The following is a 10557-nucleotide window of genomic DNA, read 5'->3' on the forward strand; positions in this document are numbered from 1 at the left end:
CGAGGGCGTACTGGCCAAACTGCACGAGAAATGGTTCGGTGTCGCACCCGAGGAAGGCTCCTCGACCGTCACCGTCCTGCCGATGCCGACGCTGGACTAATCCGAAGAAGGGGTCCGGACCCCTGAACCCCGGACCCTGCCGGAACCCGGCAAGGAACATTCATGGACATTTTCGACACCTTCTTCAACGCCGAGGTGATGCGGCGGACCCTTCCCATGCTGATGCAGGGGCTGTGGATCACCGTGCAACTGGGGGCCGCCAGCATCGTGGCAGGATTGGTCCTGGGACTGGGTCTGGCGATGGCGCGGCTGTACGGGACTGCCCCATTGCGGCTGCTGACACGGTTCTACATCGACATCTTTCGGTCGATCCCGCTGCTGGTCCTGCTGATCATCGTTTATTACGCCCTGCCCTTCGTGGGCCTGCGGCTGTCGCCTTTCGTTTCGGCCATGGCGGCACTGACGCTGGTTTCGGGCGCTTATACTGCCGAGATCTTTCGTGCGGGCATCGAGGCGATTCCAAAGGGTCAGTTCGAGGCATCCGCCGCCCTGGGTCTGAGCGGGCGCCAGACCATGGCCGACGTGATCCTGCCGCAAGCGGTGCGGATCGTCATCCCGCCACTGACCAACAACTCGATCAACGTGGTCAAGGACACGGCACTGGCGTCCGTCGTGGCGATGCCCGACCTGCTGAAACAGGCGACGCAGGCGCAGGCACTCGCGGCCAATCCGACTCCGCTGATCGTCGCGGCGGCAATCTACGTGGCCTTCCTGTGGCCATTGGTGGCGCTGGTGTCACGCATGGAACGCCGCTTTGCGGCCAGGAGGCGCTGAGATGACCGGTTTCGTCAGCATCAGGAACCTGCGCAAATCCTATGGCACCTTCGAGGCGCTGAAGGGCATCGATCTGGACGTGGCCAAGGGCGAGGTCGTTTGCATCATCGGCCCGTCAGGGTCCGGAAAGTCCACGCTGATCCGCTGCATCAACAGGCTCGAGGGCTTTTCCGACGGCAGCGAGATCCGGGTGGATGGCATTCCCGTCACCACCGGCCGCGCCTTGGCCCGGGTCAGGGCCGAAGTCGGCATGGTCTTCCAGTCCTTCAACCTGTTCCCGCACCTGACGGTGCGCGAGAATGTCATGCTGGCCCCCCGCCGCGTGCGCGGCACCAGCCGCCCGGATGCCGCCGTCCAGGCGGACCGACTGCTGGACCGCGTGGGCATCGCAAGTCAGGCCGACAAGTATCCCGAACATCTGTCCGGCGGCCAGCAGCAGCGCGTGGCCATCGCCCGCGCCTTGGCCATGGAGCCGCAGGTGATGCTGTTCGATGAACCGACCAGCGCGCTTGACCCTGAAATGGTCGGCGAGGTGCTGGACGTGATGCGCGACCTGGCCCGCACCGGTGTCACCATGATCGTCGTCACGCATGAGATGGGCTTTGCCTCTCAGGTGGCCGACCGCGTCATCTTCATGGATGCGGGCCAGATCGTTGAACAAGGACCGCCCTCGCAGGTGCTGTCCCATCCCCAAGAACCGCGCACCCGCAACTTCCTCGGCGCTGTGCTGAATCACTGAAGGTTGATCGATATGACATTCCTGGACATGGACCACGTGCAGTCCCAGTTTCCCGGCCTGAAAGGCGACTGGATTTTCTTCGACAACGCTGGGGGCGCCCAGATCGCCCAGCCTGCGCTGGATCGCGTGGTTGAATTCCTGACCCATCGCAACGTCCAGATCGGCGGGAGCTATGCCGTATCCCAAGCCGCGGCACAGGCGTTGATGGCGGGTCGTCAGGCCGCGGCGACGCTGGTCAATGCCGCACGCCCTGAAGAAATCATCTTCGGCTCCTCGACCACGGTGCTGATGGGCAACCTGATGCAGGCCATGCGCCGCCAGTTCGCGCCAGGCGACGAGGTGATCGTCACCATGGCGGATCATGAGAGCAATATCGGTCCTTGGACACGACTGGAGGAATTCGGCGTGGTCATCAAGGTCTGGCCGCTGAACGCCGGCACCATGGACCTGCAACTGTCTGATCTGGAACCCTTGATGAACGACCGCACGCGGCTGGTCTGCGTCACGCATGTGTCGAACATCCTGGGCAAGATCCATCCGGTCGCGGATTTCGCCCGCTTTGTCCATGACCGGGGCGCGCTGATTTGCGTCGATGCCGTCGCCTATGCGCCCCACCGTCTGATCGATGTGCGTGCTTGGGATGTCGATTATTATGTCTTCAGCCTGTACAAGGCCTATGGCCCCCATGGCGCGCTGATGTACGGAAAGTACGATCTGCTGGCCGACCTGGACGGACTGTACCACTACTTTTACGGCAAGGACAAAGTGACGGCCAAGCTGGAGCCCGGCAACCCGAGCTATGAGGCCGCCTATGCCACCGACGGCATTTTGGAATATCTGACCGGCCTTGCGCGCCATCACGGCGCGACCGGCGACAGTCGCGCCTTGCTGGCGGCGGCCTTTGACCTGATCACGGTGCAGGAAGACGCGCTGACCGACCGCCTGCTGGCCTGGCTGTCCACGCGCAACGATTGCCGCATCATCGGAGAGGCAGAGAATCGCGCCAGCACCCGCGTCCCCACCATTGCCTTCAAGTTCGAAGGAATCGACTCGGGTGCCGTCGCACGCGCCATGGACGACCACGGGATCGCAATGCGCTTTGGCGACTTTCATTCCCGCCGCCTTGTCGAGCATCTGGCCGAGGATGGGGATGGCGGCGTGCTGCGCGTGTCCATGGTTCATTACAACACGGTCGGGCAGGTCGATCGCCTGACTGATGCGTTGAGCACCATCCTTGCCCGAGACGCGGCATGAGCGGGCTCGACCTCGTCGTTGCGGGCGGCACGGTCGTGACGGCTGCGGACAGCTTTTCCGCCGATGTCGGCATTCGTAATGGACGCATCGTCCAGATCGGTGAAGGACTGCAAGGGGCGGACCGGATCGACGCAACAGGGCTGCTTGTCCTGCCGGGCGGCATTGACGCGCATGTACATCTGGATCAGGCGACCTCGGACAGAACGGTCATGGCCGATGATTTCGCCAGCGGCACGCGCTCGGCGGCGGCCGGTGGCAACACGACCGTCCTGCCCTTCGCGATGCAGATCAAGGGCCAGTCCCTGCGCGCCTGCGTCGAGGCGTATCACCGAAAAGCGCAAGGCAAATGCCACACCGATGTGTCCTTTCACCTTGTCGTCACCGACCCTACGCCACAGGTGCTGGGTCAGGAACTGCCGGCGCTGGTACGGGACGGCTATACCTCGTTCAAGGTCTTCATGACCTATGACGACCTGGTTCTGGACGATGCCGAACTGCTTGAGGTCTTTGAGGTTGCACGCCGCGAGCAGGCGCTGGTGATGGTCCATGCCGAAGGCCATGATGCCATCAAGCACCTGACCCGCCGGCTGGAGGAACAGGGCCGCACGGCGCCCTTCTATCATGGACAGGCGCATGCGCAGATCGCGGAACGCGAAGCCACCCATCGGGCGATCAGCCACGCGCAGCTGATCGACGTTCCAATCGTCATCGTCCATGTTTCGGGACGGGAGCCGATGGAGCAGATCCAGTGGGCGCGGGCGCGGGGCCTCAGGGTCCATGCCGAAACCTGCCCCCAGTACATCGTGCTGACGGCCGACGACCTGCGCGGACTGAACATGGATTTCGAGGGGGCGAAATATGTCTGCTCGCCACCGCCGCGCGATACCGACAGCCAAGCGGCAATCTGGCAGGGCCTGCGCGACGGCACCTTCGACATCTTCTCGTCGGACCATTGCCCGTTCCGCTTTTGCGGGCCTGCCGAAACCGGCAAGAACAACAGCCGCGCCCGCACATCGTTCCGTTGGGTGCCGAACGGCATTCCGGGCGTGGAAACACGCCTGCCGATCCTGTTTTCCGAAGGCGTCTCGAAAGGGCGCATCAGCCTGCAGCGCTTTGTTTCGCTGACTGCAACGAACCCGGCGCGGCTTTATGGGCTGTACCCGGAGAAAGGCAGCATTGCGATCGGCGCAGACGCCGACCTGACCCTTTGGGATCCCAAGCTGACACGTTCGATCAGGCAGGACACCCTTAACCATGGCTGCGATTACACTCCTTACGAGGGGCTCGAGATCACCGGATGGCCGGTTCGCACCATCCTGCGCGGGCGGACCATCGCCATGAATGGAAGGCCGGAGGCCAAAGCTGATGGTCGCTATCTGCCGCGCCGAACCAGTCAAGCCTTTCAGGGGCGGCCTGACACCACGGCCGCCACAGGGAAAGGATTGGCCACCTCAAGATGACTGTCTGGAACAGGAGCCAGATCGGCGCCGGATCAGACGCGGGAGAAGCCAGCCTGGACGAGGCCAGTGCTTGCTTTGCGCCATGCATCACGGCAAAGGATTTTTCTTGGACCCTCAAGAGTAGACGGCCGTTATCTGCGGTATAAAGCTTGAACCCGAGCAGGATCGGTCAGTTTTGGTCAATGTAGTCTGCCGTCTTGGCTACCACTGCGACCATGCGGGCCACTGGACCTTTCGCCGGCCGCGCAGTTCCTCCTCTGCGGCTCTCTGCCGGTTGATCGACAAGGGATAAACCTGCCGTTTCCGCCTGCCTTGCCTGATGGCGATGCTGCCTGAAGGCTTGATCTTGCCGCCCGCACTTGATGCCAGACCTTCCGAGCCGCCTCGGGTCAGGCGCGCGCCCTGAAGGAACGGACAAATCACCCTTTGCAGCAACGAGGACGCGCCGCTCCATTCTTATTGATGCATTCCACTTCATTGACCGGCAGATCATGACCGCAAGAGCCTGCAGTAAGGAATACATGACGATGCTGTTCGTCCGACGGTCTTCGGCAAGGGCAGCGAATTTCCGGCTATATGTTCTATGCTCTCTTAAAGTAAGATACCTGTCCCTGAGGCAAGTTTTCCTTCTTTCCTGTGGCAGGATAAAGGCGTGCACACCCTCAAGGATCACCGCACGATGGACAGGGATGAAGCGCCTCATGATGCGTGTGGTAAACAGGACCATCTTTTACCGAGAAAGGTCAGGCACAAGTCTTCAGAATGGTCGCCTCTTGCGAATGACATTCAAGGCGAAAGAGACGCGCTTGGGCGAAAGATCGCAAAGCATTGGCCGCTGATGACGTGGCCCCGGAACAGCATTCCTTCCAGGCTCCGCCACGAAAGGATGCATGGCTTTGCAAGGACAATGAATGGCAAGTCGCTTGCCGTGCATGACCGTAACCTGCGGCTTCGCGTGTTGGCACGCGCTCAATCCGCGGAGGCATCCTGCAAGCGTCGAAAATGCTTTCTCAGTGCTTCAAGCCGCTGTGGTGTCCAGCCGGGAGGATCCGTCACGGCCAGCCAGGGACCGATGTGATCGACAAAGGCATAGCGATGCCCGTGACCCATCGGCACCTCGAGTGCGATGGCCATGTCAAAGGCCAGCTGCAACTCGGTGATGATCGGGTACCAACGCAGGTCGCCAGATACATCGGGCGCGCGCGGCGGGTTCATCCAGTCGGGAGGCCGGATGGCACTGTCGGGGCGGAAAAAGACGATCGGGTCGCTGCCATATTGCAGATAGACGATGCGAACTGCGCCCCAAGGCCTTTCCTCCTGCAGGCCGTGCTGCCCGTCGGTAAAGCGCACCACCTCGCCCGTGGTCAGGCGCGGCAGCCAGGCAGGAGAGTCAGGATCCCGCTCGGCCGTCAGCGTTTGCCAGAGCGGGCTGAGGAAAGGCGATCCGACCCACAGCGCCCCGTCGACAGGCTGGTCCAGCATCTCGTGCAGGCGCAATGACTGCTGTGAACTGTGCGCGCCCAGGCTGAGACCGTAAAGATACAACCGCGGCCGCGCCTCCAGCGGCAGCTGCTGCCATCGGCGGTGTACGGCCCCGAACAGCGCCCGCCCGGCCTCTGCCGCCTGTTCGGGCTGTACCAGAAGCGACACCCAACTTTGCAGGTAGGAGTACTGGAGCGCCACTGTTGCCACATCGCCATGGTTCAGATGCTCCAGCGGTTCGACCGCTGCGGGGTCCATCCAGCCTGTGCCGGTGGGCATCGCCACCACAAGCGTTCGACGCTGGAAACCTCCGGCGCGTTCCAGTTCGCGGACGGCAAGATCGGCGCGTTCGGCCAGCGTGTCGGCGGCATTCAGGCCGACATAAACCCGCAAGGGCTGGTGCGCCGGTTGTCCGGTCACCGCCGAGATGGCTTGTGGCGACGGGGTGCCGGCAACAAATTCCCTGCCCTCCCGGCCCAGATCCTGCCAGGCAACAAGCGACGCCGCGCTGCCCGTCTGCCACGGCTGCCTGGGCGCAACCTGATCGGCAGGCAGCAGAGCGTCCAGCGCCTGTGCTGAATTGTCGATGCTGCGCACCACCCCTCGCACCAGAACACCGCTGAAGACCTGATACGCCAGCAAAGCCGTCAGCGCGATTCCGAGGACACGCGCCTGCCGGGGCGGCAGGACCTGGGCGATCCTGCGGCTGGCATAGTGTCCAAGGGCAACCAGCAGCTTGAACGTTGCCAGCAACAATGCAGCAACGGCCGTGCCCAACCCTGCCACAACCAGCGGAGCGGCGCTCTCCGCAGGCAGCAGGGTCATCGCCGCGCGGATGTCGTTCTGCCAGCCGGCCGACCGGATGAGGAACACCGTCACGATGACCAGCGCAACTACGCCAAGGGAAGGCATCAGCCGCCAGGCCTGCCGCTCGGTCAGGCGTGGAAGATGCAGATAACGCCACAAGGCTTCGACCAGCACCGTTACGCCATATCCTGCCGCGAAACAGAAGCCGGCCAACACGCCCTGAACCTCGGGGCTGCGCGGGATCAGACTGGGCGTCAGTGAACCCGCCACGAACAAGGACCCGACAACCAGACCGAGCCCCGAAGTGCGGCGGTCAAACCACTGCAGAAACCTGAGCATTGCGCTGGTCATCGAGGCAGACCGGTCAGCCTCTTCAGCAACCCGTGCAAAGTACGGTGGTGCTGCGGCATGCGGTGCCATGACAGGCCGTTTCCGTGACTGCGTCGAGCGAATGCGGCAGAATGCTTCCAAGATGTTCGGATTGACAAGACCTTCATTCCCGCGCCGCAGAGTCCCGTTTGCTTGCCGCCATGTATATCTGTCGGGGGGTGTCCGCCATATCTTTGATGTCGAAGGGGCGGGTCAGAGAGTGCCGGCGCTTCGACCTGCCCGGGAGATGATGGGCAGGTGCGAGACCGAAATCCGAAATATCCAGCTGCTCAAGAGCAGCAGCGTTGGACGCGAGAGCAGCAAGAAAGCCCTCGCAAACCAACGGAATGCAAGGGGACGAACAGCCGCTGCACAGCAAATCCACATCCATTGCCCAGACCTCCTGTTGACGAAAGAAGTCTGGATCGCCGGCAGTTCCTGATCAACAAGCCTATGTCGAGGAAGCCATTCAGCATGACGCTTGCAGCGTTGATAGGCGCGAGGAAGCCATCATGACCGAAAGCCTTGAGCAGGCTCCCTATGTCTATCGCAAAGGCGCTGCTGGTGGCACCAAACCCTTGCAGTCGAAACGCCCACGAACCGGATTCAAGGTAATTGAAACAGCAAATGCCGCAATTCTCATTCTTGGCTGATGGTTGAATCTGGCATTTCAGCAAGGCTGCAAGTTTAGGCCCCCGGTTTGACGACCGGGGGCCTGCCTGGTCATTCGGACCGCCCGCATGGGAAAGGCTGAACAATACCGCCTTGCTCCATCCGGGTGTCTGCAGATCCTGTCTTGCCCCATTCCGCTGACTTGCTGAGCAGCAACGCTCTCAACCCTAGCGGTTATTTATTATTAAGAATTCACCTATCGGATCTGCGTTGCTGCGTCCATGAATTTTTGCAGCAGGATTTCCGAAATCTTGCCTCTGGTCCTCACTCGGCATCTTCGAGTCACCCAGCGACCACGGCGACGTTGTGCATGCCAGACTGGAACTGCAACCAGAACGCATAATGTATCAGAGCAGATGAAAAGCCCTGCCCTGATCATCAGACACCACCGTTGCATTTTCCGGTTGTGCAAAAGCAGTTGATTGCCCTGGTCGTCGAAAGGGTGAAACAGCCGGTGCGTCCTGACAGGCCGCGCTGTGTTTAGCATTGTATTAATGTGCGTGGTCAGGATTGCACAACGGAAGGCACGACTGCCGCCGCAGCGCGCCCAATGACAACACCCAAGCCGAGCCCGATCAGGTCGGCAATCCAGTCGGCAAGGCTGCAATCTCGTCCGACAAAAGGTTGGATGATCTCGATCAAACCCCCGAAGGCCGCCTGGATCGGCAGGGCCACGAGCATCCAGCCGGGACGAAGGAATGCAACTGGAAACGCCAGTCCCGCGAAAGCCAAGACATGGTAAACTTTGTCTGAGTTCTCGACCGGCCCTAGCGGGGGTGCCGGGATCGGCGTCAGCGTCAGGACGGCAATGACCGCTGCCACCAGCAAGGAAAGGCCGAGAGCCAGTTTCGATTGTATCAGCATGTAACCTCGATATGCAGTTCGACCGCCTTGCTTGAGGGGCTTTGGCACATGGGTCTTAGACCAATCCAAGCAGAAAGGCATCAAAGGCCGGAACCTGAAGATGATCACATGACAAACAGACCATGCCGGGGATCCTCCATGATGTCGGCCATCCGCGCCTTCGCCTGATGGTTGATCATCGAGACCAGCATCAGGAGAACGACCAAAAGTCAGATTGCGGACATGGGCTGCATCCTGCAGCGCAGAGGAAGCAGACCCTACAAAGCAAAGGAAACTCGGATCCGTGCGGGCGTGTCCCGCCATCTGACGGCAAGAAATGATCGGCCTCGCTCAGGTTGCGCCACATCGTTGGCCGGAGTGCCAAAAGCAAGTGGTACCAAACAACGCCGAGAGGTCAAACAGCGCCACCCACCATCGCAACAGCATGACAGCCAACACATCAAACCTGCGCTCTGTCGGTCCTGAAGCAGGCGCCTGATGTCTTTAGGCAGCGCCTCATCGAGCCGCCGGTCGGACGTGACAGCAGCAGGACATCGGGTGTCATGAGTGGCACCAATCCATCGCCAAGACTGCCGTGGCAGCAACGACCCAGAAGGCGCAGCCGTCGGAGGTTGCGTCGAGTTGGCACTTTTCTGCCGGAGCCCTGACTTGAAGGGCAAAATGGCACAAGCAGGCGACCGTTCTGAGAAACAGCAAGCTTCGCATCTCAGCAGAATGCGGGTACATGTCGCACCTGCGATCAAAGAACTTATTGTCCCAAGAGTCTTTGCAGCCTGAAGCAAATCGTTTGACAGCGGTCGCGGCAATGTTCGCAAGCCTGTAGGGCTTATGAGTCTTGCCAGAGTCGGACGTGGTTTTGAAGGATCAGGTACGCATTCGAAGGGAGGGATGAGACTTCAAGCGCGAAGACGGAGGCATTCAACCTTCTGTCTCCGAGTAGCGAGGCTCTCGCTCCACACGAAAAATGCCGACCCGCAAGGGTCAGCGCCTGGTCCAAAACTCTTATCTGACCAGACAAACCATGAAAGGCTTTGTCCGGTCCTGATCTTACCGAGACGCTATCTGCACCAAGGCGCGCTGAGCCGAGATCTCAACGGAATTGCCCAAGCTGGTAAAGGTATATATCGTCTGCGGTTCGTCAGGCATGGTAAACTGCACTTCGTCATGGCCTTCGAGGCGCATGACGACGCGCTGGGGCTCTTCGCTGGCCCGACCGCGGAACATTGCGGTCACCTCATGAGCGCCATCGGGCAGTTCAGTGCGATATGCTGCCATGTCAAGTGCGCCCGTATGGAGGCTTGCAGCCTGAAGCGGCGCTGACAGAACAATAACCTCGGCACCGGCAGGGGCAACGATGGCAAAGGAAGCAAGAGCGGAAAGGAGGATCAATTTCATGGGAAGATCTTTCATGGCGACAACAGCGCGATCAGACAAATGGCGTTAAGACGACGCAAAGGCCGGGGCTTTTGGAGAATAAGAACAAGCATGCTGCGTTGCAGCAAAATCAAGCTGCGGGAGTGAATCAGACGATGGCAGCAGCACCCATGATGCGGCAGACTTCGTCGGCGCGACTGCGGCCTTGAGCTGCCAGATCTTCATCCGAAAGCTGGCTAAGCCCGCTCAAAGCACGCGCCTGCACACTGGACTCGGCCAGTCTGACCATGAAACGACCTGCAACACAAAACGGAGCCAGCAGAGCGGCAGCCGAAAACCCCATGGTCTTGTAAGAAGCAGAAGCGATGTTCACCATACGGAAACTCCTTGCATGAGACAAAGTCGTTTCCTCCCTTGATCCCGAGATTACCCTTTCGGGCGCCCATCACAACCGCCGATGCTGCATAGCAGCATTGCGGCCTGCACAGGAAGGTCGATCTGAGCAACGATCAACCTGCGTTCGGCCGTCCGCAAGAAAATGGGGACTGCAACGCCTTACCCGACAAAAAATCTGCAGTCTGGTTCATCAGCCTGCCTTACCCTTTTGCGCTTTAGCAGAGTGTCGAAGAGGGCGCGGGTCGTGGAAGCGTTCGATGTCGTGGAAGACATCGGCGCGGGCTTCCTTTCGGGTGCGCGACACCT

General features: G+C 60.7%; 9 protein-coding genes. 5 read left to right on the forward strand and 4 right to left on the reverse strand.

Annotated features, from left to right (window positions below):
• Positions 1–162: 162 nt before the first annotated feature.
• The 4 genes from ACLHHB_RS15205 to hydA are packed head-to-tail and all read left to right on the forward strand — an operon-like array spanning position 163 to position 4287.
• Positions 163–834 carry an amino acid ABC transporter permease gene (locus ACLHHB_RS15205; RefSeq protein WP_410219125.1) on the forward strand — a complete coding sequence of 224 codons (672 nt, stop codon included), beginning with the start codon at positions 163–165 and terminating at the stop codon, positions 832–834.
• A 1-nt stretch (position 835) separates the two neighbouring features.
• Positions 836–1573, forward strand: a complete 738-nt coding sequence (locus ACLHHB_RS15210; RefSeq protein ID WP_410219126.1) for an amino acid ABC transporter ATP-binding protein — start codon at positions 836–838, stop codon at positions 1571–1573.
• 12 nt (positions 1574–1585) lie between these two features.
• Positions 1586–2827 carry a cysteine desulfurase-like protein gene (locus tag ACLHHB_RS15215; RefSeq protein WP_410219127.1) on the forward strand — a complete coding sequence of 414 codons (1242 nt, stop codon included), beginning with the start codon at positions 1586–1588 and terminating at the stop codon, positions 2825–2827.
• Entirely contained in the window at positions 2824–4287 is a 1464-nt protein-coding gene (hydA, locus tag ACLHHB_RS15220) for a dihydropyrimidinase (protein ID WP_410219128.1), read from the forward strand. Before ACLHHB_RS15215 ends, hydA begins: the two co-directional genes overlap by 4 nt.
• A gap of 969 nt (positions 4288–5256) precedes the next feature.
• On the opposite strand, the gene ACLHHB_RS15225 is transcribed toward hydA, so the two are convergent.
• Complete coding sequence (locus ACLHHB_RS15225; RefSeq protein ID WP_410219129.1) at positions 5257–6915, reverse strand: alpha/beta hydrolase; 1659 nt, start codon at positions 6913–6915, stop codon at positions 5257–5259.
• Positions 6916–7457: 542 nt separating this feature from the next.
• On the opposite strand from ACLHHB_RS15225, the gene ACLHHB_RS15230 reads away from it, so the two are divergent.
• Positions 7458–7598 carry a hypothetical protein gene (locus ACLHHB_RS15230; protein ID WP_410219130.1) on the forward strand — a complete coding sequence of 47 codons (141 nt, stop codon included), beginning with the start codon at positions 7458–7460 and terminating at the stop codon, positions 7596–7598.
• 523 nt (positions 7599–8121) lie between these two features.
• Here the strand turns inward: ACLHHB_RS15230 and ACLHHB_RS15235 are convergent.
• The 3 genes from ACLHHB_RS15235 to ACLHHB_RS15245 all read right to left on the reverse strand — a co-directional run bounded on the left by ACLHHB_RS15235 (position 8122) and on the right by ACLHHB_RS15245 (position 10231).
• Entirely contained in the window at positions 8122–8784 is a 663-nt protein-coding gene (locus ACLHHB_RS15235) for a VanZ family protein (RefSeq protein WP_410219131.1), read from the reverse strand.
• 744 nt (positions 8785–9528) lie between these two features.
• Positions 9529–9876 carry a hypothetical protein gene (locus tag ACLHHB_RS15240; protein WP_410219132.1) on the reverse strand — a complete coding sequence of 116 codons (348 nt, stop codon included), beginning with the start codon at positions 9874–9876 and terminating at the stop codon, positions 9529–9531.
• Positions 9877–10003: 127 nt separating this feature from the next.
• Positions 10004–10231: a hypothetical protein gene (locus ACLHHB_RS15245; protein WP_410219133.1), complete on the reverse strand. Its 228-nt coding sequence runs from the start codon at positions 10229–10231 to the stop codon at positions 10004–10006.
• Positions 10232–10557 lie beyond the last annotated feature (326 nt).

The organism is Paracoccus sp. (in: a-proteobacteria) (assembly GCF_046462195.1).
Taxonomy (GTDB): domain Bacteria; phylum Pseudomonadota; class Alphaproteobacteria; order Rhodobacterales; family Rhodobacteraceae; genus Paracoccus.

What these genes read in the sequence shown, in the direction of transcription:
- ACLHHB_RS15205 (WP_410219125.1), top strand. Translation starts at nt 163, where the DNA reads ATGGACATTTTCGACACCTTCTTCAACGCCGAGGTGATGCGGCGGACC.
- ACLHHB_RS15210 (WP_410219126.1), top strand. Translation starts at nt 836, where the DNA reads ATGACCGGTTTCGTCAGCATCAGGAACCTGCGCAAATCCTATGGCACC.
- ACLHHB_RS15215 (WP_410219127.1), top strand. Translation starts at nt 1,586, where the DNA reads ATGACATTCCTGGACATGGACCACGTGCAGTCCCAGTTTCCCGGCCTG.
- hydA (WP_410219128.1), top strand. Translation starts at nt 2,824, where the DNA reads ATGAGCGGGCTCGACCTCGTCGTTGCGGGCGGCACGGTCGTGACGGCT.
- ACLHHB_RS15225 (WP_410219129.1), bottom strand. Translation starts at nt 6,915, where the DNA reads ATGCTCAGGTTTCTGCAGTGGTTTGACCGCCGCACTTCGGGGCTCGGT.
- ACLHHB_RS15230 (WP_410219130.1), top strand. Translation starts at nt 7,458, where the DNA reads ATGACCGAAAGCCTTGAGCAGGCTCCCTATGTCTATCGCAAAGGCGCT.
- ACLHHB_RS15235 (WP_410219131.1), bottom strand. Translation starts at nt 8,784, where the DNA reads ATGGCGGGACACGCCCGCACGGATCCGAGTTTCCTTTGCTTTGTAGGG.
- ACLHHB_RS15240 (WP_410219132.1), bottom strand. Translation starts at nt 9,876, where the DNA reads ATGAAATTGATCCTCCTTTCCGCTCTTGCTTCCTTTGCCATCGTTGCC.
- ACLHHB_RS15245 (WP_410219133.1), bottom strand. Translation starts at nt 10,231, where the DNA reads ATGGTGAACATCGCTTCTGCTTCTTACAAGACCATGGGGTTTTCGGCT.